The organism is Ferrimicrobium sp. (genome assembly GCF_027319265.1).
Classification (GTDB): Bacteria; Actinomycetota; Acidimicrobiia; order Acidimicrobiales; family Acidimicrobiaceae; genus Ferrimicrobium.
In genome coordinates this window covers 213,028-236,621 of sequence record NZ_DAHVNP010000031.1, presented here as the reverse complement: position 1 = coordinate 236,621, position 23,594 = coordinate 213,028, and the positions used below count along the sequence as shown (strand labels likewise).

The window sequence follows — 23,594 nt, the reverse complement described above, 5'->3', positions numbered from 1 at the left end:
TGGTCAGACCGGTGTGGGAAGCTCGAAGGCTTCCACGCTTGGCTTCAGTGGGCGTAGAAGCCAACGAGGTCGCCGAGTCCCATCTGGCGACACGTCCCGCGCCGACTGCGTGAGCTGCATCCAGCGTTCAAAGATCGCTCGTGAACGCGAAGTATCAACATGCACTTCACCATGAAGGTCATTTGGTTCAGCTTTCGTGACCGTTACCACCTGATGCCAGCAGTGCATGCCAGATATCGGATCAGGATGCACGCCGAAGGTGAGGTTCTGGTGGACCCCGATATCGGTCCACCAAATCCGAGCCGTGTCAGGATCGCTCGACTCATAGGGCTCAGCACCTCCGTGCGGGTGCATTCCCCACTGGGTCCCTTCCTTGGAGAGACTCACCGAGCGCATCATGGCGGATGAACCGAGATCGCCGATTCGCCAACGCCCCATGTGGTGTGAACAGGCAACCACGCCAGGTCGGATGCCTTCGGTGACCCAGGCTTTTGCAACAAAGTAGCCGAGGTCGGTATTCACCCGGACCAGGTCGCCGTCGTGGAGCGAGAGGTGCGAGGCATCGATTGGATTGATCCAAACTGGATTGGTGTGCGCAATCTCATCGAGCCACTTTGAGTTTGCAGAGCGCGTATGAATCTGCACTGGCAACCTGAACGTCGAGATCAGAGGGAACTGGTCTTGCGTGAGGCGATCCGGATGGACATGACTCTTGATGTAGGTGGGAGTCGCATACTCTCGCCAACCCCAATCCGCCAACGTAGTCGAGTAGAACTCAAGGCGACCCGAAGGGGTCGGAAAGCCGCGGCGCACGACTCCATCGACGATGACCCCAACGGGGCGCCGACCATCGTCATCAGGGGCGGGGTCTCCTGTTGGGACGACGTTTGCGCTCATCGGTTTGGGAGTCTTTGTGTAGACGCGACCAAGCGACGTCACCGCTAGATCTTCAAGCTCCTTCGCGGGTACCTCCTCGGCAAAGACTTGACCCACTCCGTTACGGATCTCGAACGCACCGTAGCGCTGCATATAGCCCAATGGACTCAACTCCTCGGCTGCTGCCTTCTCGGGTAGGCCGGGCACAGAGTTCTCGAACATCCAGCTGTAGTACTCCTCGACACTGAGTTTTGCTCCTGGATGGCGCCGTGACTCAAAGTATTGACGTATTCCAAGCGATCCATCGGGGTCGATGCGCCACGAGAGTTCGATGTAGAACTCGTTCTCCTCCCAAACCTCGCCTGGATTCACTTCGCGGGTATCATAGACGCGTCCACCGAGGCGCTCTCGCGCGACTTTGAGCACCGGTTGCCGGAACCCGATCCACTGTCCATCGTATTGTTCATAGGAAAAGGTGTCGTGCCGTTCCGATGCATGCCCCATCGGCAGGATGTAGTCAGCAAAGAACGAGGTCTCATTCCATGTCGGCGTCAGTGCCACATAGCAACCGATTTTGCGCTCGTCAAGGAGCATCTCAATCCAAGAGAAGCCATCGGGATTAGTCCACACGGGGTTGTAGACGCGGGTCATATATACCTCAAGTCGTCGCCCCGTTCGCTCCATGAGGTGTGGCAAAAGGTAGGAGAGTTCATTCATCGCCAGGGGGAAGTCCAATGGCCATGAGAGCTCATTCCAGACGTTGGGATGGCCGGGCGTATGGATGGGCCGAGGGACGTACTTGTTCCAGGCATTTAGATTGGTGCCTCCTGGAGTTGCCACCGCCCCGAGCAGCGCATTGAGCAGAAAGGTGGTACGTGAAACTTGCCAACCGCCGAGGTTCCCTGCCGCGGCGGAACGCCAGTTGTGACTCGAGAGCGCCGTTCCGGAGGTGCCAATGATCTCGGCCGCTTCCCGAAGGGTTTCGATGTCGACACGCGTCTCGGCAGCGGCGAACTCCAGTGTGTAGTCGGCGTAGAGTGACTTGAGGTGCGCCTCAAAGTTCTCAAAAGTCTGTGGTTCGTCCGGTGCTTCAATTGAGAGGTACTCTTGCCAGTTCCACCATGACCGCACGAAGTCCCGGTTATAGAGATCGTGCTGAATGAGATAGTTGGCAAACGCGAGATTCATCGCCGCCTCCGTGCCTGGCCAGGGAGAGATCCAGAGGTCAGCATGGGTAGCGGTATTGGAGAGTCGGGTGTCCACCACGATCAGCTTTGCACCACGTTGGCGAGCCTCGGTGATGCGCTGGGCGTGTGGGTTGAAGTAATGGCCTGTCTCAAGGTGGGAGCTGATCAGATAGATGACCTTTGCGTTGGCAAAGTCCGCACTGGGGCGATCGATTCCGCTCCAATAGTGGTAACCGGCACGCCCTCCCGAGGAACAGACGTTCGTGTGCGAGTTGTGACCATCGACCCCCCAGGCAGCCAGAACGCGCTCGGTGTAGCCGTCCTCACCTGGACGTCCAAGATGGATCATGATCTCGTTTTGGCGCTCCTCGAGGATGGCCGTACGCAAGCGATTGGCGATATCGCGTAGCGCTTCATCCCAAGGAACGCGCTCGAATCGCCCCTGACCTCGAGGTCCAACTCGCTTCAACGGATAGAGAATCCGATCAGGGTCAGTCACTTGATTGATGGTGGCCGGGCCCTTGGCACAGTTACGGCCTCGTGATCCTGGGTGCTCAGGATTGCCTTCAAACTTGCGAACCTGCAAAGTGCTCCGGTCGACATACGCAAGCAGCCCACAGGCAGACTCACAATTGAAACAGGTCGTGGGGATCAACATCGAATGGCGCTCGACGCGCTTTGGCCATTGGCGGGAATCTAATTCGACCCAATCATCCCAGCGCTCTTTAGGCGGGAAGCTCGCGAGGTCGGTCCGCGAGGGTCCTTGATAGAACGTCTCGCCAGCGGCATCGATCGCCTCGCGTTTGGCTCGAAGACGATCGCTTAGCTTGTTGAGTTCACTCATTGCTACTCCTTAGATTCATGAAGGGGATGGTCATCGGTACCGTAGAGCTGTTTTGTCGCATCACGCGAGCGGAACGGCTTGCCCAGCCTGCACGAAAGCGTGTTCGAGTGGCAAGATGCACAGGAGCGCAGCAACACCGAGATCCATGCCTACAACCGGGGTGGCGATCGCAAGCAGATTTAGGAGGATGCCGACAAGAAAAAACCATCGGAACCGGCCGCGGGTCATCTCGTAGGAGGCGAGGTGAGCTTTGGCCGTTGGATGGGTGATGGTGGCCTCACCGATCACCATCGCAAGGTTGATGACCGCGAGGGCGCTCACAATGCGATCGAGATAGGCGACGTGCAAAGGATTGGCCGCCGCTACCCCAAACAGCGCGATGACAGCACCGACCAGAAGGGCTTGTACCACCAAGTGGGGCGGCAGGAGTGGATTCTGCCAGAGATCACGCGCTTTTGCCTGCGCGAAGAGGAAGGCGGTATAAAGGGCGGCGAGGCAGGCGAGGGGAATTCCTGGGATTGCCAGCAGCTCCTCGAAGGTCCTCGCGCGGAAGATGGCGGCGACGAGGTCGAGCGTGACGATACCACCAAACAACATGAGCCCCCAAGCCCCCCGCACAAGCCAACTCTGGAGTCGGCCCTTCAGGAAGATCAGATGAAAGCGCTCGGGATGCTTGAGGTCGATGATGAGGAGCACGCCGGTAATACCGAGGAACACCAGTGAGGTGATCGGTCCTACAAATCGTACCACTGGTGAAGACCAGGGTAGACGGTGGAGGAGCGCCAGCAGAATCGGAACGAGATAGGCGCCGGCCGAGATTCCCTTCGTCCAGGTGTACAGGCTCACCTTCCATCCCCAAGGTGCCGAGTGAGCCACGTCATAGGCGAGCTTAGCCTCGGCAGAGAGGTTGGAGTCATGAAATTCAGCTGGGTGGCCAGATACGGTCGTGTTTGGTCCGCGCTGTATCTCGGACCACATAAAGGTATCCCCGCCAGGACGGGTGGCAGCGATCGGGTCGAGCGTTGCTTGGTGTGCTCCTTTGTAATAGACCTTGGGACGTGTGCCCTTGTCCGGAGAGCGAACCGCCACGCTTTGGCGATGAATGATTTTCGTCACCGGGGAGCTGGGATCATCGAGACGCCCGATCAGAATCGCCTCTGTGGGACAGACGACGACGCAGGCTGGTTCGAGACCCACCTCGAGTCGATGAGCGCAGAAGTTGCATTTCTCAGCGGAATGATCTTCAGGATTAATGAAGATGGCATCATAGGGGCACGCGGCCATGCACGCTTTACAGCCGATGCAGATTGACTTATCGAAATCGACGATACCATCGGGGCGCTGATACATGGCGCCGGTTGGACAGGCGGTTACGCAGGGTGGATTGTCGCACTGGTTGCACCGCGTGACCTGAAAGTTGCGGCGAACATGAGGGAACACCCCGACTTCAACGGCTTTCACATAGGTTCTCGTAACCCCAAGCGGTACCTCATTCTCCGCTTTGCACGCGGTGGTACACGCATGACAACCGATGCATTTGCTCTGATCGAGCACCTTGACCCATGTCTCGGTTCGTTTTGTAGCGTCTGTTAGCAACTGCTCCCCTTTGCACAGTGATGCCCAACTGGCATGTTGCTATCCTATTCCCGTCGTGACGTGGTACCGGGTCATTGTCTTTGGCGGGTCTTAGGCGTTAGCGAGGTTGCGGTTGGTTGCCCTAGCAGCTTGTGAACTGGTGAAATGTCAGATAATGGATACGCCGCAGCTATTGCCCGTTGGTAGGCCGCTCTTTGGCTCACGTCAGTATTGGCAATTCAGGGTATTTGCAAACTTATATCGTTCGCCGCCGATCGAACCAAGCAAAGCTCAAGAGCCCCGCGATCCCCAACGCAGAGAGCGCACCGAGCACGAGTGCGTCAACGATTCTCGGCGCTCGATAGCGCAACGTCAACCGTGATGTCCCCGCCGGTACGTCGAGGACGATCAGACCATGGTCGTCATGAACAGCGACCCTGGCGCCAGTGCTTGTGCGTGCTTGCCAGCCAGGCGCATAGGCCAGTGTTGAGCGAACGACACTTGGTATTCGCGCCGCAAGGTGCGCAGTAAGCGTACCATCGATGTGTTGCGCTTGAGAAAGTATTGTCACCGAAGCATTCGATCGAAGGTAGCCACTAGTGGGGTGTCTACTGACAAAGTCGATTGAGCTGTATTTGCCTTGGAAGGTGCGCCATCGAGACGGATCAAGATGATTAACCAGTGGTCCGGCCACCTCAAGGTCCGTCGAGGCCGTTGTGATGACGACGTCGAAGGGTTGCGTTCGTGTCAGATGAGGGTGAGGCGTGACCACAAGGGAGGCGAGTAGACCAGAGGAGAAGGAAGCTGGTAGGTTGATGGTAGCCCACCCATTAGAGCCGACCATCGCGTTGGGATCGACATAGGTTTGACCGTTGACGGTGGTTGCTCTTACCGCTAGCGAGGATACACCGGGTCCCGGCCGAAGCAGGACAGAGCGAGCTGTCCGAATATTCCCAACAAAGAAGGCGCTCGATTTGCCGGCCTGGAGCAAGGGGCGGGCACCATGTTTGCGAAGTGTGCTAGCAGCTAGCGTGCGAATCGGTACATGAAAATAGCGCCGAGCGGTGATCAGTAGATCCATATTGAGGTCCTGGCGGTAGAGGGATAGCAAGGCCGGGTCGAGGGTGGACTGGGTCTTGGTGTGGGTGAGATTGTTGTAGGTAGCGAGCGAGAGTGAGGCGTAACCCTGAATCGAGTTTGTGTGGGTAAAGACATTACGGTCGAGTTGCTCGTCGGCCACGATCGTCCGATCGTAAAGGTAAAGATTTGGATCGTAGAGTCCATAACGTTCTGATCCATGAAGTAGTTGGCTTGCCGCAGGAGCGGCGGGGTTCCCCAAGGGCTCATAGAAGGCTGGCAGCACCACGAATTGGATCGACATCCCGAGCATCTCGAAGGTGAGTGCGCCGATAAGGATCTGTCGGATCCGGCGAGTCGAGCGGGGAGTGGTGTTGCCATCGGGAGGTGAGGGTTGCCGAGGTGGCCTTCGTACGAGGAGTGCCCCGAGAATCGCCAGCATGATGGCGACCTCGATGAGGACATAGATCCGAATCTCCAAGAGGGCAACGTGCGTTGGCGCAGCGTTGGCAGCAACCATTTTGTAGAAGGAAGAGGGCGCCAGTACGATATCGCCGCCGACGACCACGGTGATCAGGCCGAGCAACGATAGAAGATAGGTAACTGACCGTGACAACGGCCGCAGCTTGCCGTTGTTCCAGTAGAACTGAGCACCAGCAGCGGCGATGAGAACAGCCGCGAGGTCGACATCGATGATGTAACGGGATGCAAGGCGCTGGAGATTGAAGAGCGGTAGATGATAGATAATGGTCGCAACGGGTGTCTCAGAGCCAAGGGCGAGCAACGCTGCGACGATCATCAGTGTGACCAGGAAGGATTTCGCCCAGGGTTTGATGGTGGGTAGATGTCGGGTAGCGATACCGATAATGGTAAAGACCAGGCCGACCGCAGTGATCGCAATGGTGATCTCAGAGGGGTTGTAGTTGCCGAAGTAGTTAGGAAGGTAGCCGCCGCTATAGCCGCCATAGGCAAAGGGAAAGAGGATAAGCGGCAGAAAGCGATAGGCAAAAGGACCAAAGCCAGCGTATTCGGCTGGGAGATGTGCCCGATTCGAGATGGCGGTGTAGGCCAATCCGGTGTACCACTGTGGCGCCGATAGTCCGAGTGCGAGTACTGCAGCAGCGGCCGTCAACCCGATGGCACTGACCCTCAGGGTGCGATAGGCGAGTCGCACCACAAACAGAACGCCGAGGGCCACGACACTCGCGAGCATCGCCTCGGGCGCGCCCGCAAAGACAGCACACGCGAAGGCAACGGCGAGGCCAGCGGCGTTGGCGATCTGCCCGGGACGCGTTGGCGCATCGAGTAGGCGCACGAGAAACAGGAGGGCGACAAGAGAGGCAAGGTCACCCTCGATCATGTCGATGTGAACCACCTGCGCCGTGAACGCACCTGTGCCGACAAAGACGATTCCGGCGGCGACTGCAAACCAGCGACTGATCCCGATGGTTTCGGCGATCTTGACGGTGACGATTTCGGCGAGGAACCAGCACAACATCAGGGTCAAGGTCATGGCGACGGTGGCAGGAAGCAGCACGAACAAGATCATCAATGGGTAGAGGGCGCCTGCATTGAAGCCAGCGAGTAGCGGGGTGCCATCCCAATTGAATGGATCCCAAGTTGGAAGGTGCCCAGCGCGGTAGTCCTGACCGACTAGCCATCGAAAGGAGATGTTCTGGGTGGCATTATCGCCGAGGATGGGGGGGTGGCCGAGCAGGGCTGGAATCACAATCACCAGAATGGGGAGGAGTGCAAGCGCCATCCAATTCCGGTAAGTGAGGCGGTTCCTTCGGCTCGCCTCTGATGATGTCACGATGGCGCTATCCAGCGCTCACGAAGGTAGGTGCGCAGTGCTGCTCGGCCGTAATACCAACCATAGAGCAGATTTGTCGCCTTCTTGGACTGACCTGCCAGCCTTTTCACCATGTCGACTGGAAATTCCTGGATACGAGCTCCAGCAAAGGCTGCCGAGATGAGAAGCTCCGATGATTGATACTGTGGTTGATCCAGGCGGAGTTTGCCGGCCAGGGTTGCGGTGAAGAGGCGCAGGCCGGAGGAGGTGTCGGTCACCGACACGCGGGCCATGCGCGATATCAGCGTAGCGAAGACCTTGACCCCCAGGTCTCGCACGGGATCCCCGACGATGGTGGAGCCGAGGACACGTGATCCTTGGACGAAATCGGCCCGACCGGATGTGAGGTAGTCGAGGCCAGACACGAGCCCCTCGGGTGACCACTGCCCGTCAGCATCGATCACACCGATGTAGGTCGCACCGAGGCGGAGTGCGGCAAGGTACCCAAGACGGAGTGCGGCTCCTTGGCCTCTATTGATGGGGGTCTCACAACAAAGCGCCCCATTGGCGAGCGCCACAGCACGGGTTTGATCGGTCGAGCCGTCGGAAACGACGATGACAGTTGGGGCGACGCCATCGAGCCGATCTGGCATCGCTGCAAGGACTGCGGGGAGGGCCTCTGCCTCGTTATAGGCGGGGATCACCACCACCACATGAACGTCGTCAATGTCAACATCCGACAGGAATGCCGTCAGTGTGCGGCGGTCGATCGGGTCAAGGGGATCGCGAGCGTCGATCGCGAGCGGTCGAGTCACGCGCATCGTGGTTTCGAACTCCTTACCTCATCGTAGGGCCATCGTAGTGTACAGCCATAGTACCGTATAGCCATCGTACCGTACACCGATACTCGCGTAGGTCGATCGTGTTGGCCGTAGCATAACGATCACTGTTGCTGGCACACCCATGCTACCAATGGTGACCGGGTCACCAAACCCCCCACTGTAGTGGCGATAGGAGAGATTACTCCTCTGTCACAGCCTCGGCCTAGCGTCAACGTTGGAGTTCCTGTGACCGAGAAGCAATTCCTTCCTTGAAATTCGAGAATTTCGTGATTTCTCTCACAGTGACCAAGCCAACTGGTATAGTGGGTGGTGCGCTAGATGTAGTGTTGTTGGTTTGTTGAAGACGCTACTTGTGGGGGCTGCAGAGTGTTTCTGCGCTGGAAGGAGAAAATATGAAGAGGCAGTTAAAGGGCTTGGAACGGCATTTCACAACCCAGGGGATGAGTCCGTTTGACTCGGTCGTGTGGGATCGACGAGACGCCAAAATCTCGAATTACCGCACGGGTGAGGTGGCCTTCGAGCAGCGAGGGGTCGAAGTGCCGAGCACATGGAGCATGAATGCCACCAATATTCTCTCCCAGAAGTATTTTCGCGGAGCCCTCGATTCAGCTGATCGAGAAGGGTCCTTGAAGACGGTGGCCAATCGGATCGTGGATACCTTGGCACGGTGGGGAGAGAAGGACGGCTACTTCGCTGATGCTGAAGAGGCATCGACGTTCGCCGATGAACTCAAGTACCTTCTGATCCATCAGAGGGCAGCCTTCAATTCGCCGGTGTGGTTCAACATTGGCGTTCAAGGGGTACCACAGCAAGGGTCAGCTTGTTTCATCCTCTCGGTAGATGACACGATGGATGCCATCTTGAATTGGTACCGCGAAGAGGGTGTGATCTTTAAGGGCGGGTCTGGCTCAGGCGTGAACCTCTCACGGATTCGTTCCTCACTCGAGCACCTCAATGGTGGCGGAACCGCGTCAGGACCGGTATCGTTCATGCGTGGCGCAGATGCCTCCGCTGGAACCATCAAGTCTGGCGGCAAGACGCGTCGTGCGGCCAAGATGGTCATTTTAGATGTTGACCACCCGGATGTCGAGGAGTTCATCTGGACAAAGGCGATCGAGGAACGCAAGGCCCGCACCCTTGAGGCTGCCGGCTTCGACATGGGGGTCGATGGGAAAGATGCCTTCTCGGTGCAGTACCAGAACGCCAACAACTCAGTCCGAGTGAGTGACGAATTCATGCAGGCCGTGCTCGAGGGTCGTGACTGGGAGTTGCGAGCGGTGACCACCGGAGAAGTACTCAAGCGCTTGCCGGCACGGGACTTAATGCGCCAAATCGCTCAGGCCGCATGGGAGTGTGCCGATCCCGGTGTTCAGTACGACTCCACCATTAACCGTTGGCATACGACGCCGAATGCTGGCCCTATTAACGGATCCAATCCGTGCAGCGAGTACATGCATCTTGATAACTCATCATGTAATCTCGCCTCGATCAATCTTTTGAAGTATCTCAACGAGGATGGAACCTTCGATGTCGATGGGTTTAGCCATGCCGTCTCGCTGTTGATTGTTGCTCAGGACATTCTTGTGGGCAACGCAGATTATCCGACCGAGAAGATTGCCCAAACATCGAGGGCCTATCGACAGCTTGGCATCGGTTACGCCAACCTCGGAGCGTTGTTGATGGCGCTTGGATTGCCCTACGACTCGGAGCCAGGGCGCGCCTACGGCGCGGCCATCACCGCCATCATGACCGGTGTGGCCTATGACACTTCAGCACGTCTTGCCGCAAGAGTCGGTGCTTTTGATGGTTACGCTGCTGACCGCGAGGGCATGCTCAGGGTTATCGCGATGCATCACGAGCATGTGTCAAAGATCAACTCCTACTTTGTCCCACCGGAGTTGTTCTCGGCGGCTCAGGAGATATGGCAGGAGACTGAAACCCTCGCCCAAGAGCAGGGGGTACGGAACGCGCAGGTCTCCTTGCTCGCACCAACTGGCACCATCGGTCTGCTAATGGACTGCGATACCACTGGTATCGAGCCGGATCTCGGTCTTGTGAAATTTAAGACATTGGTCGGGGGTGGAACGATGACCTTTGTCAACCAAACCGTCCCTCGGGCCTTGCGATCGCTCGGCTACGACCAGGTAGCGATCGACTCGATCGTCGCCTACATCGATGAACACAAGACGATTCTCGGAGCACCACAACTCCGCCAGGAACATCTGCCGGTCTTCGCCTGTGCGATGGGGGATAATGTCATCAGTTACCGTGGTCACATCGCGATGATGTCCGCCGTCCAGCCCTTCTTGTCCGGAGCGATCTCGAAGACCGTCAACCTGCCAGAATCGGCGACGGTTGAGGATATTGAAGAGGCGTATATCGAAAGCTGGAGGTTGGGTCTGAAGGCCGTTGCGATCTATCGCGATAACTGCAAGGTTGGTCAACCTCTCCAGACAATGCGTAAAGAAGAGAAACCCATCGTAACGGCTGAGGTTGACGAACTGCGGCGTGAACTGGCTGCGTTGGGGTCACAGTCCAAACGCGAGAGATTGCCACGACATCGACAGTCGAGGACGTACGCATTTCAGGTAGCCGATGCAGAGGGTTACGCTACGGTTGGTGAATATCCGGACGGACGACCTGGTGAGGTGTTTATCAAGGTCTCCAAACAGGGATCGACGCTTGCTGGCGTCATGGACGCGTTTTCGATTGCGGTGAGCTTGGGCCTCCAGCATGGGGTCCCTATGGAGACGTTTGTCCGCAAATACGTCAATATGCGATTCGAGCCGGCCGGTATCACTGATGATCAGGACATCCGTATCGCCTCGAGCCTTGTCGATTACATCTTCCGTCGCCTTGCTATCGACTATCTTGACACCGAGACTCGCGAAGACTTGGGGATCCATACGACTGGAGAGCGGGCACACAACTTGTTATTCCCCGCCGATGAGCAGGAGATAGCCTCAACAAGGGAGATCGACGAAAGCTATGAAGCCTCCGAGAAGCCGCTGCCTCCCCTTGACGATGCGGTGTCGTTCACGCAGTCGGATGCTCCCTACTGTTACTCATGCGGTAACGTGATGCAGCGTTCTGGTTCCTGTTTCGTCTGCTCAAGCTGTGGGACAACCTCGGGTTGTAGCTGATTTTTAGGGCTCTTGGAGTGTCTCCTTGGTACCGTTAGTTTGTTGGTGCCAAGGAGACTGAGTACAGCGGTGGAAAGACTGGGAATCAAGGATATCTCCCTCGAAGGCTAGCCAAGAGGGGGTCCTTCCTCTCAGCGCAACCCTCGTCCACAGGGATCGAGGAATGAGATGGCTGCTGCGGATCTGTAAAGGTTGTCGCGCTTGACGCAAGCTTGTCGGTGTGAGATGATTCGTTGAGCTGTCGATCATTGGTGATCAAGTTACTTTACCGTTGATCCTCGGTGAGGGAGCGTTCCATGAAGCAGCGCTAGGGCAGTTGGTAAGGCGTACTCTCCTCTCCTTCTCCGAAGCGCTGCAGGTAGATTGACCTAGTTTTCGTGCAAGATGCCAGGGCTAAGGAACTGAGGGCAGGTAGGAGTCTCCACTGGAGCCGAGGTGTATCACTCCATCTGAGAAGTAGTGGACCGGGCACGAGGAGGCCTTCCGGTCGCCTCGGCGTGCTGTTGAACCTCATGACCAGACGAGTGATCCCCTGCAAATGTTTTTTGTTGGCTTTGGGATTGCTCTCATGAGGTCAGCCGGGGTCAATAGGTGGCGCACAGCCGGGGATGTTATTGATCATGTGCCAATTGTTCTCGAAGAGGAATCGCTGTTTGTGTAGGTTAAGCAGAGTTTCGTGAACTCATTGTTGCGATGGCTCGTCGTCGCAAACGTTCCACGAGCAGCCTACCTTGCTTGCAGACGTCCACCGGTGCCCTTCATCGGGGGCAACGTCAGTGGCAGCGATACTTAGGGAGCCAAATGCAAACTCTACCATTGGAGGTGCTGGACTCGTGACGGTCCCAAACCATGGGGTAGGCACACGCGGCAACGTAGGAGATGACGTACTCGGCATAGCAGTCCGCGTGATCTTTTCGACAAGCCTTGATGGTCTCCTTACCCTTTCACCTAGTCAAAGGTCCCAATTAGGTGCCTAGATGGGGGCCGGATGGTCGCCCTCGTCTACCTTTGTTCCTAGACCTATCGGATTGGAGTCAAACAAGATGACTGACTATGACTATGACCTTGTCACCATTGGAGCCGGAGGCGGTGCCTATCCTGCGGCATTCCAGCTTGCTCGCACGGGCCAGCGTGTCCTCATGATCGACCCCAAAGGTGTCATGAGCGGCAATTGTCTGGCTGAAGGCTGCGTTCCTTCAAAGACCATTCGTGAGGCTGCAGAGTTGTATCGCGGTATGCGTGCGATGCCATATTTCCCATCAGAAGTTCCTCCTGACTATCGGTCACTGATCACTTTCAAGGACGCTGTGCAACAACTTCGCTACCAACAGCATGATCAAGAACTTGCACGGTTTGGAGACCGTCTTCGTTTGATCGACGGTATCGCGACCGTCCTGGACCCTCATAGCGTGGCGTATGAGACCAAATCTGAGGTCAAGACCGTGACGGCCAAGTATCTTCTCCTTGCTTCCGGATCAGACATCTCGATACCGCCGATCCGAGGAATCGAGCACTGTGTCACGAGCCGAGACCTGTTCGCCGTCTCGCCCACCGTTGCCACATTACCCAGAACGCTTGCCGTCATAGGAGGCGGGTATATCGGCTTAGAGGTCGCCACAATGTGGCATGCCCTTGGCGTCGATGTGACCGTGTTCGAGGCTGCCGATCAACTTTTACCAGGTATGGATCCCGACTTCGCCAAGCTGGTCGCTGACGGGTTAGCCAAGGGTATTGGGGTGGAACTCGGCGCTGAGGTCATCGAGGTCGATGATCATCATCGAGTAACCTACTCCCAGCAGTCAACATCGGCGTTCTTTGATGCAGATATGGTCTTGCTGGCCACGGGACGGCATCCAGTGTACCCACCTGGCGTCCAGGAACTTGGGTTGCTTGATGAACGGGGGCGGCTGGTCGTTGGGCCTGGTGGCACGACCAAGATGCCATCAATCTTTGCTGCTGGAGATGTGACCGGAACCCAGATGCTATTTCACGCCGCTACACGCGAGTCGTTGGCTGTGGCACACAACATCCTCGCAGGACGAGTTGTAGATCGGGCCGATCCCCAAACGATTCCTGCCACCATCTTCACCTTCCCTGAAGCGGCCCGGGTAGGAATGACACGAGCTGAACTAACCACCCGCAATATCGACACAGTAGAGGTGGCTGCGCCCTTTGATCATGAGGCACGCACCCAGATCCTGAATGAACCCTACGGCGAAGTCAGACTCTTTGGGGACGCTCGCTCGGGTCGCTTGCTCGGCGCCTGGGTAGTGGGGAAGGAGGCAGGTCAGCTCATCGGTGAACTCGCAATGGCGATTAGGCTCGGGGCGACAATCGCGGACATCGCTTCAGTTGCGGATCAACATCCCTTAGCCCACGAAGCGATCTCACGAGCAGCTCGTACTCTTGTCTAAGTTCCTCTGTTGGCCTCGCTAATCCTCGGGAGCTATTAATCGTGCTACATAGTGATGTTAAGCTCGGAGGAGGAATTGGCAAATGCGCATTCCGTAGTGCCACTGAGGTTGTCAAGTGTTCGTCGACGGCTGCTCTGGTGCAAATGTCGAGCAAGGTCCATGCAGCAGGGCATTCGCTCATACGGTCCCGAGTTCGTTTTGCCGTCGGCCTGCGTATCGGTGTGCACGAGCTGGTCTGCGCCTACCCCGACGCCACTCCTTCTTTGTTGGCAGTGGGCGAGGGTGTATGGTGAACGTACGCTCTATCGTGAACGACCTGAACCTTCAAGTAGAGCTTCACTGCTGGTTGAGTATGGGTTACTTTATGCCGATGATCACAAAAAGGGTTGCGGCTTGTGCGTTGCTGTGTTAGTCTGTGCAAAGGCTATTTCGGTCTTGTCCCACCGTGGACCATTGCCGAGTAACTGGAGGGTTTGTAGATGAGAAACCGGCTTAGGCGTAGTGCCTGGCAGGCGATTGGTGGAGCGGCAGTGGCCGTTGTACTGATCTCGGCGTCGAGCTCCTCGGAGGTGCATCCCCAGCTCACGAGCTCTGTTCAGTCAATGAAGCAAGAAGCAAACTCATTGACGCAGAGAATCGCCGCATTGAATGCACAGGTTCAGTCGATCAGCTCGCACTATGCGGCAGTTGAGGGCCAGATCCGACAGCTACAGGCGAAGGAGAGCACTGTCGAGACAGCGATCGTACAAAAGCAGCTTGAGCTAAAGAAACTTCATGGTGAAATCGTCACCGAGGCGGTTTCGTTGTTTGCTCAGGCTGGTACCGACTCTCAGGTCTTAAGCGTCCTACAGGATAACCCCAACGCTTCTGCAGTCGCACAAGAGGACATCTCGACAGCATCATCTACTCAGGAGCAGGCGGTCAATGCCTACGAAGCCGTACAACAACAACTGTCGAATCAGCAGTCGCAACTAAAGGCCGATCAATCGCAACAGGCATCCTTGCTTAATCTTCTCAGTGCGCAGGAGGCTAAGGCCCAATCAGCACAGCAACAGGCCTCGACAGAGTTATCGAGTGTGAACTCCCAGATTCAGCAGATGGTGGCGGCGCAACTCGCCGCAGAGGAGCAGGCCCGCCAGGCACAGATCGAGCAACAGCAGATCGCCGCTGAGCAGGCTGCGGCGGCCCAAGCGGCTGCGGCGGCTCAAGCGGCTGCGGCGGCTCAAGCGGCACAACAGGCAGCAGCTGGTCAGGCACAGGGTGCGGGTTCCCAGCAACAGAGTCAGCCCCCGGTGAGTCAAGCTCCTTCTCCGGCTGCGGTTGCACCGAGCGGCTATGCTAATCCGATACGATCCATCAGCGATCTCCAAGTCTGGCGGATCGATCAAGGCGTCGACTTTAACGGTTATGGGCCGATCTATGCTCTCGGCGATGGGGTAGTGCTTTCAACCTTCAACGGAGGTTGGCCGGGAGGTACGTTCATTACGTACCGACTGACCAATGGACCAGCTGCAGGACTGGTGGTCTACGCAGCTGAAGATATCAACCCTGATGTCAGTGTTGGCCAAGCGGTCACGCCCAACACCGTGATCGGAACGCTCTACAACGGTCCTGATGGTATTGAGACTGGATGGGCTGATGGGGGAGCGCTCGGGGAGACGATGGCGATGAGCTACGGTCAGTTCTACGGTTCAAACTCGACCGCATTTGGCGCCAATTTCTCGCAACTCTTGTCGTCACTGGGTGCCCCCGGCGGAGTTCTGCAAAACAGTCCGACGGGATCGGTTCCAGGCAATTGGCCGCAATGGTAGCTGTGTTGCGACACGCTAGTGTATCCTCGCATCTTTCATCGTAGCGCAAGTCCTAAAGAGCAGCTTCTCCGTCAAGGTTGAGGGATAATCCGACTCTGCAATCACCCCTCCCTTGCTTCCTGATGGGATCTTCGGAAGTAAGCGGTGATTCTGGTCCAAAGTCGCCTGGAAGTCGGTAAGTTGTTGATCGTTCCGGAGGTGGTTGACTGGAGTGGAGCCAGTTCGGTCAACCGTCTGCAAGCGTCATCCCAAGAGGCCTAGGATCCACAACCGACGATCACCAGCAGTGGCCAAGGAATCCGGCTGCTGCTACCAACAGGCATCTCGTACTCGGCTGAGGACCTCCGCCGTTGAGGCCGGTCCCGCCGGGTCGACCTCGGGCACGTTACCAACCATTAGGTGCGCAATCGTGCAGGACAAATGTCCAGTCTCAATACAGTTGGCACTTTCACAACGTTCCTACTAGGGATAATGCCATCTCCAGTGAGATCTCTGGAAGCGAATTCTCATTATAGTTGGCGCTATGAGAACAATAATCGTGCATATTATCGTTCATTCTGGCCATTTCGGGCAGGACTAACGGGAATACGTGTCTTCCTGCCGGAAGCCCTTCGGTGCCCGCAGTGAGCAACTGTTTTCTGACAGCCTTGTTGGAGCGCTGGCATCCACGTCTGAGGACTTGGCTACACAACTTTGATCCGACCATCTTCGCGTTCTGATCATCAGACCAGTGTCCGTCATTGCGAAGTCGCAAAGCTCGCGCCGTGTTCAGGCAAAGTTACCAACTCACGCTGAGCGTTCAGCTTGGAGCTTGCGCTTTCCATAATCAGGCGTTCCGTCTGGCTCGTTCAGCTTCGGCGGAGAGCATGAGTGATAAATGCGAAAGAGTTGTTCGCATAAGATCAATCGCGAAGGCAGCGTCAAGATGATCGACTGGGAATGAGCCTATAGCAGGGCCGGACTCAGAAACGTGTCGGCCTAGATGGAGGTAACTTCCAAGTTGCTTAAGGAGATCATCTACCGCCCTTCTCTTTCCGACATCCGCGATACTGTCGCAAATTGCTTGCTTCGCACCAGGTAGCGCGTCAAGGGCACCTCGCAGGTGACTGAAGGTCGCCGCGTCATCCCCGCTGGCATAGGAGCCCTCTGCGTTCTGTAAGTGATAGACGGCCTTATCCCATTCTTGGGCCAGTTCACGATCTGAACGGGGAAGCGCAAGTTCTAGGAATCGATACTCCTCGCTTCGTGTCGCTGACAGCACTCGCTGATACCACTCGGTGCGTTCGATGGTAATGGTCCCATTTCCGTGATCGAACAGAAATTCCCTTACTTCACCCGGTTGTGGATCGTCTCCCATTCGAAGATCGTTCTGCCTATCGGTAACGGGCTTCAACTGGTATTGCCCCACGCCCCGGAGGCGTGCGCTTATCTGCACCGTTGACTGACTGGAGGACAGTCCTTGTGTGATGTGTCGGAGTAGCTGCTGGGACGTGACAATCTCGAAGGATACTTGACAACAGGACAGCAATGAAGGGATCTAAGAAGGTCTAGAATGCGCCGAGAATGGATATTATGTCAAGTAGGACGTGTGGTGAGCCGGATATATGCTCGCGGAGGGTCTTGACATCTCGCCTGCAATCTAACAACAGACCTCATTCCCAACGCCCTCGTGTCAATAATCCACCTTCGAACAGGTCGAGTCAGAGGTGTCGGGGTGGTATCTGGTAAAGGCAGTTGACGCTCTGATCACAAGGTGCCACTGTTCTGCCTCCGTTAACTGTCACCACCAGAATGAACTGCTTGCTCACGTTGCTACCATGACTCCTCGTACAGCGTCGCTATGTGAACCAGCCCATGACCTGCCTTCCAAAAGTATGACCGCCTACCAATGCTCAACACTGCTTCGTTGCCGGATGGTGAGACGGCCAGATAGGTCTGGAGACTCGGAGCGACGACAGAGGCGACCTGGATCGCCTTGTGCTGATGCATACGCACGAGTATGAACCTCTGTGTTGCACATCCACCATAAAAACAGTTTGCGTCATGGGGTCCGATAGATGCGATATAGAAGAGCTCGCCATTCTGGGTAAAGGCAGGTGATGTCTGAGCGCATTCTGAGTCGCCCTTGGGACACGGCAAGACGTTCGCTGGACTCGCCTCCGGTGTGGCGCTCGCCCATTCATAGAGGTAGATCTTCTCACGTGATTGACTCAAAGGGACTGCTATCGCACCCTGTTGGAGCGCAAGTTCCGATCCGTTGGCCGTTACGGCCATGGATTCGACGAAAGTATGGTAGTTCTTCACTTGCGTCTGGCCGGTCTTCACATTCATCTTGTGCAGCGCATACGGAGGTCTGCCGTCACAACCCACGCTTGAAGAGAGCCAGAGTGCCCAGTGTCGGTTCCGGGTCATGGTAAAAGAGTTGATGTTGATCAGTTGGCCCTGGACAATCGGATGGCTCTTGCCATCGATCAGCTTTTTCTCAATGTCAGATTCGCAGGTCTCGTTACCTGGTGTTGAAGTGGTGAAGTATACTGAACTTCCGTTGGGGCTGAGAAAAGGGAAATGTCCAAACGGGGGTGCGGTAAGTTTCTTTAGCGGTCGCCCTGATTGGGGACTGTAGATAGATATTCCACCTAGTGATGGTCCAACCCCGACCAGTAATCCACCACCTGCGGCATTCGGGGCTGTTGCGCCAGGTCTGGTCGTGTGAGCATTGATCCTACCGAAGATAACTACTCCCATGACGAGAACAACTACTAGTACAGCAGCTGATATTACCGACACTTTAGCCTTTCTCATCATCCCCAGGAGACCTCCACAACCATAATTCTGACCAAAACATGCTCCATACTGACCTCCATGGTGAGACTACAAACAAATCTATAAGGCAGCGTGAAGCACCAGAACCTCACTATTTTGCAACTTGGGCCAGTTACCGTTCCGCTTTAATACAGCACAGTTCACGGTTCCCTTCCGGCTTCCCTGTTGAGCATCAAGCACGAACTGCGTCCTACTCGGACAACACCACCATCCAGTCGACATATTGCGTCACAAGCCATCCACCCAGCCTAGGCAGTCCAGGTCTTCGCCGCGCATCGCGCACCTAGTCAGGGAACTGTGCGAGCACGTCTCAATTAAAACCCAGTGCTCAACTTCCGCCATCTGAGGCATGCTCGACCTGTTCATCGCCGCCAGCAGCTCGCACTAACGAGGCAGCACCTCATTTCGCCAGGATAGCAGGTCCTATGAACCTACCCATGTCGAACTAGTTACAAGTATCGCTTTCGCCGCTTACGATTTGAGAACCATAGACTTGGTCATAGTCAGCTGATCCCGAAATCCACTGCCACGCCACAGCACATGGATAACTCTGGCTGCAACCTGCGAAGAAGTCCGCCGTATAGCCAAGGGGTGAACCCCAGCCACACGCACAATTGCCTGAAGAGTATGATCCATAGGTTGTCTCCGCAGTCCACTCATATGTCGCTCCAAGACTGCCCGACATGAAGGTAGACCAGAAGTAAGGGGAAGAATACACACCAGCATAGATTTCCCGTTGAGTACCCTTGATGGAGATGAGCTTCTGATGCACCTCGTTCCAGAATCCGTTGAAGACGTCTCGATTTAGTGAAGTAGCCTCCGAATTCCAGGTGTACTGCGAGTTCTCAAGATCTGCATAAATTATCGGGTTGGACGGTAAGTTGATTCCACTTTGACCATAAAATGAACCCCAGTTTTCTACCGCAGCATTACCTTGAGACTCACCCCAGAATGTTGCTTCAGTAGCCGTACCGTTGTATGAAGGACCTGACTGAGGTTGTGCAATAAAATAAGAGTTCTGGCTTCCGACGCCGTGTCCTGATATCTAATTCGTATTAGCCGCATTCTAATCTGAAGCAACGTTGAAAGCGCTACTCACTTGGTTGAGCTGGCCTATATACGAGCCATACGCCCCACCACAGTTCGGCATCGTGTACTCGACTCCCGTCCCCTGAGGGGGTGGCCCGGAGCCGTCTGAGCCATACCAATATCCTGTTGGCATATCACCAGCATACGCCACAGTGCCGGTAAGCGCGATGACCATCGTAACGGCCGACACTAAGAGAGCTACTGTCCCGCCTATCCGTCGGGGAAATCGTTCAATCACTGGAGCCTACTTTCATTGATCTCTTGCCGCTGAACCACACTGTAGAAACCTGGGGTCCGGATGGTATATGGGGCACCTACGGCGCGTTAATAAAGGCCGCGGTGTACTTGAGCGGGAGATCTCCTTGACTAGTGCGGGTATATGGAGCACCGACGAGATTACTCGCCTCACTCCAGGTGAGGAACGGGGAGAACGCCATTGCAGTGCATGACGAAAAGGGAGCTCCAGTTGGATCAATTAGCGGCTTTGACGTCCCTGCTTTAGCAGGCATGTGAACCTGTACCGGGGACCCATTTCCCAGTGAGACGGCGATGCTACCTCCGACGGGTGTAGAAATACAAGCGGGATCTCCTGGTTGCTGATTGACACCGACGGTACCGAAAAGGATGTCTACTGCCGTACCACCTGGTGCGAGGGTGATGGGAGCAGGGCTGAGAGGGATCCCAAATGACGATGTCGCGGGAGCTAAAGAGGACCCATAGGCCAAGAAGTCGCTCGATCCCTTTGTCCCCGCCGGACCGGGTAGCAGCGGCATCGTCGCTGGGGTGCCGTCCGCATTTGCCAGATTCAGAGACGAAGGATACACCGGCAGCGAACATGCCTGCCCTGACCTATTGATGAGATTGAAGCCACTCATCTGGTTGTCAAATCCCGGCAAACTTGTCCAGTACTGCGTCTCAAGCTGGCTCGACGTACAAAGTGGAGAGCTTACCATCGCACTTCTGGTCGCGCCTCCACGCTGCGATGGCTCCCACGGTGGACCCCCCGTGTTCTTGGAGGTCGGTATTGACTTGAGTGGAACAAGGTGCGGTGCAGATCTCCTCGTCAATGTGAAGCTCCCGGTTGCAGCAAAGATCAAGGCAAGAGACGCAACTACCATGATGAGTTTCTTGTGCGTTATGCGCGTCACGCCCTCCCACGTCGGGGTTGTGAGTTATCATTGATAATGACCCCGCTAACACCGACATCTTAATCATCATCACGACACGTGTCAGGTGGTTCGAGATGTGTTTTGAATGATTTCAGTGAATCAGTTACTTCTTTGGCCGGTTCCATGATCCAAAGAACCCATCTGTCTTGCTTCACAATACCCGTTGCAGTTACCACTGAAGCTCCCTGACAAACAGACTCTGCTTTCCTCCCGAGTTGCTGGACCTTGACTCACCACAAGCGTGCGATGGCGGGCGAAGGTACTACGATGATGAACTCACATCAGCCGCCTTCCGGACTCTCTTCAGCTCTAAATCAGCAGGACAGGGCGTCCCGAGAAGATCATATTGATTGAGACAGGCCAGAGTGTGCCACGAGCAACGGCGATAATGCAATCGTCATCGATCGGCGCACTGTGGAAGCGGATCGACGATGGATCGTGAAAAGGGTCCGGCGTTGTAAAGGACCACCGAATCACAAACGCATCGGAATAAGAGCACAGAGGATCACAGCACGCGCATGAAGCCGTCAAACTGTCCATCATAGCGAACGACTCACTAGCTGAGAATCCTGAGAGTAATCACGACAACCAACTGATGAACTTACCAGTATTTTGTTAGGGTTACTCTGATCAGTCTCAACTGGCGGAAGGGGTGTCGGCTTGGCTTTGTGGATGCAGGGACGGCGGTGGGTGATCGTACTTACCGCTCTTGGGTTGGTACTCGCTGCTTGTGGTTCGACGACGTCACCGCACGCGGCTACGACTCATCAGCACTCCGCCGCGCGTCAGCAATCGACGAGTACGACCACTCCAACACGTTCTGGGCGGGAGCCTACTGCTGTTCCCACCAGCGCGTCGCAAGCAGGATGTACTCTCGGTACGCTGACGGCGACGATGAGTGGGCGCCTTGCAAAGTCCTGCTACCGCATCCCCAACCTCCCCTCGGGGACTTACTATCTCGGTATCGAGGCAGTCCCTATGCCGCGAGGAACGGCGGCGGAAAAAGGGGGCTTCACGGTGCCCTCCGGTCATAGCGAGCCAGCGGTAGATCTCACGGTATCGCCTCCATCAGTTAAACCTGGGGCGACAGTAACTGTTTCTGGTCGTGTCAGCACGCCACTTTCCCCAGAGCCAGGCCATGCCAATCTATGTTTCGATGGTTGTGTGGATGGGTTGCACTACGATGGCGTTCCAGTGCATTGGCTCTCCTCAACCGAGTTTCAAACCTCCTTCGTTACGCCAGGCGCTCCTTGGCTTGAACACTATCCGCTGCGGGTCGTTTCGCCGAAGGCTGGTAACTATCGTGTGGGGATTCAATGTCTCAAGATATTGCAAGCCTGTGGGCTGGGCCACGCTGAGGGATCGACGACCCTCACCTTCGCACACTCCGTCAAGACGGTTCTGCCGCAGATCGTCCTCCCGGCCGACAAGGTTCTCCCCGGCGAAATGATTCCGGTGGAGGGCACCTCGGTACTCACCACCATCATCGGCAACAACCAACCCTTTGTCGATCAGTTTGACATCGTCGATCGACTTCCCAGCAAGACACTTGGCGCAGGGGTGTATGAGCTGCCTCGCACGCGGTCTGGCACCGGCACCGCGTTACTCCTTAGCCCCGTGAAGTTGCGGATGATCACCCCGTTGACGTACCAGTCCATCAGTCTCAAAGGTCCTACAGCTATCCAGACGAGCGCTGATCCCCCAATTGTTACCGAACGAGGAACTAACGGGGTCGCGCTCACCTGTAGCTATAACCCGCAAAGTCAGGCGAACGCGATCAGGATGCTGTCCAATGGAAAGGTCAGTACCGTGGACACCAAGGGTGTTGTTGTGCTTTTGGAGAACAAGGGAGTGCCGACCTCCGTCGCGAGCAATGAGTCCTGTGCTGGTCTTGCAGCTTTGCGCACCTCCAGCGGAGAAACCGTGATAGCGGCCTCCTACGCTATCGATATCCCCAGCCAGTCTCCCGCCTTCTCCTATCTTCCCGTCATCTCGACCAATGAGGGCACGACGTGGACCATCATTCCCTCGCCTACTGGAATCAGCGATACGAGCTTCGCCGGCCTTCGAGCCACACAATCCGGCATCCGCGCCTACTTCAGCGTTCCACATCATGGCGTGATCGCCGAACGTACCCTGAACGGAACTAGCTGGCAACAGGGTGGATTGCGCTGTCCGCGGTCTGGACCTTGCGTTCGCTTCTCCCCCATTACAAACTTGACGAACTGCGCAATGAACGGATCGCAAGAAGCGATCCTCGTCTCGGGGGATCAGGGGAAGAGCTTCAAGGAACCAGGTTGGCCAAGCGTGGTGAATGCTTGTGGACTCAACGAACTTTTCTCAGTTCATGGAGCGGAGTACCTGCTCGATGATTCCAGTTATTACCCACTGCGTCGCAGCACTGATGGTGGTGCCAATTGGCAGGTGGTGAGTAGCGTTCCGCCCCCACCAGGAGTGGAGTCTTCAAGCGTCTCTCCGCTTGAGCAAACCAGTTGGGGTGCGACTGCGCTCATCCTCCCGGGGTCAGGGGATCTCTTAAGTCTGGGACAGGGCACCAAGAGCGCCCTGCTCGCCCCTCATGCGCACCAGTGGTGCACAATACCTACCAGCATCATTCCAAAGAATATGGGTGGGGCGATCACGGGAAAGCACAGTCTCTATTTTGTCACATACTCCAGCTCCGAGACCTCTACCTTCAAAGACATCCCTTTGACGGCATTACGTTGCAGCAGCTAAAGCCTAGATCTGGAGTCCATTGTCGCGTTAGTGTGGTTCCACTGGCGCGCGGTTTCGTCTTCCAGGACTAATGACCTGGCGACAGAGGGCTCTGATGGCTATGGATTGCGTAGAGAAAGTCCTGCCTGAGAAGATTTCCGGTGTGCACCAAGTGTCCGCTCATGGAGCATGAACCAGAATTGATCTGGGCTTGATGGACCGCCTGATAGCAGGGAC

The 23,594-nt window shown here is 56.1% G+C and carries 11 protein-coding genes and 1 pseudogene; 4 read left to right on the top strand and 8 right to left on the bottom strand.

Translation table 11 applies throughout. The annotated features are described in order from the left end of the window. Positions 1-3: 3 nt before the first annotated feature. The 5 genes and pseudogenes from M7439_RS05335 to M7439_RS05320 all read right to left on the bottom strand — a co-directional run bounded on the left by M7439_RS05335 (position 4) and on the right by M7439_RS05320 (position 8,172). Complete coding sequence (locus M7439_RS05335; protein ID WP_298346402.1) at positions 4-2,907, bottom strand: molybdopterin-dependent oxidoreductase; 2,904 nt, start codon at positions 2,905-2,907, stop codon at positions 4-6. Between the two features lie 60 nt (positions 2,908-2,967). Then, positions 2,968-4,368: a 4Fe-4S dicluster domain-containing protein gene (locus tag M7439_RS05330; RefSeq protein ID WP_366525182.1), complete on the bottom strand. Its 1,401-nt coding sequence runs from the start codon at positions 4,366-4,368 to the stop codon at positions 2,968-2,970. Positions 4,369-4,410: 42 nt separating this feature from the next. Beyond that, positions 4,411-4,503 (bottom strand): annotated as a pseudogene (locus M7439_RS13030) (4Fe-4S binding protein); the annotation flags it as partial. Positions 4,504-4,738: 235 nt separating this feature from the next. Next, a complete protein-coding gene (locus tag M7439_RS05325; protein ID WP_308464405.1) occupies positions 4,739-7,372 on the bottom strand; it encodes a hypothetical protein in 2,634 nt (877 codons plus the stop codon). Then, entirely contained in the window at positions 7,369-8,172 is an 804-nt protein-coding gene (locus M7439_RS05320) for a glycosyltransferase family 2 protein (RefSeq protein WP_308464404.1), read from the bottom strand. Before M7439_RS05320 ends, M7439_RS05325 begins: the two co-directional genes overlap by 4 nt. Before the next feature lie 413 nt (positions 8,173-8,585). Here M7439_RS05320 and M7439_RS05315 point away from each other — a divergent pair, with 413 nt between their 5' ends. The 3 genes from M7439_RS05315 (at position 8,586) to M7439_RS05305 (ending at position 15,561) form a co-directional block, all read left to right on the top strand. Beyond that, positions 8,586-11,336: a vitamin B12-dependent ribonucleotide reductase gene (locus tag M7439_RS05315; RefSeq protein ID WP_298346395.1), complete on the top strand. Its 2,751-nt coding sequence runs from the start codon at positions 8,586-8,588 to the stop codon at positions 11,334-11,336. Between the two features lie 1,043 nt (positions 11,337-12,379). Then, positions 12,380-13,750 (top strand): dihydrolipoyl dehydrogenase, encoded by a 1,371-nt coding sequence (locus tag M7439_RS05310; protein WP_298346393.1) that lies wholly within the window; start codon positions 12,380-12,382, stop codon positions 13,748-13,750. 479 nt (positions 13,751-14,229) lie between these two features. Then, positions 14,230-15,561 (top strand): hypothetical protein, encoded by a 1,332-nt coding sequence (locus M7439_RS05305; protein ID WP_298346391.1) that lies wholly within the window; start codon positions 14,230-14,232, stop codon positions 15,559-15,561. An 826-nt stretch (positions 15,562-16,387) separates the two neighbouring features. Here M7439_RS05305 and M7439_RS05300 read toward each other — a convergent pair. The 3 genes from M7439_RS05300 to M7439_RS05290 all read right to left on the bottom strand — a co-directional run bounded on the left by M7439_RS05300 (position 16,388) and on the right by M7439_RS05290 (position 20,426). Then, positions 16,388-16,918 (bottom strand): hypothetical protein, encoded by a 531-nt coding sequence (locus tag M7439_RS05300; protein ID WP_298346389.1) that lies wholly within the window; start codon positions 16,916-16,918, stop codon positions 16,388-16,390. 455 nt (positions 16,919-17,373) lie between these two features. After that, positions 17,374-18,306 (bottom strand): hypothetical protein, encoded by a 933-nt coding sequence (locus M7439_RS05295; protein ID WP_308464403.1) that lies wholly within the window; start codon positions 18,304-18,306, stop codon positions 17,374-17,376. A 1,481-nt stretch (positions 18,307-19,787) separates the two neighbouring features. Next, positions 19,788-20,426: a hypothetical protein gene (locus tag M7439_RS05290; protein WP_298346386.1), complete on the bottom strand. Its 639-nt coding sequence runs from the start codon at positions 20,424-20,426 to the stop codon at positions 19,788-19,790. A 1,110-nt stretch (positions 20,427-21,536) separates the two neighbouring features. On the opposite strand from M7439_RS05290, the gene M7439_RS05285 reads away from it, so the two are divergent. After that, positions 21,537-23,378, top strand: coding sequence for a hypothetical protein (locus M7439_RS05285; protein WP_308464402.1), 1,842 nt, complete (start codon positions 21,537-21,539; stop codon positions 23,376-23,378). Positions 23,379-23,594 lie beyond the last annotated feature (216 nt).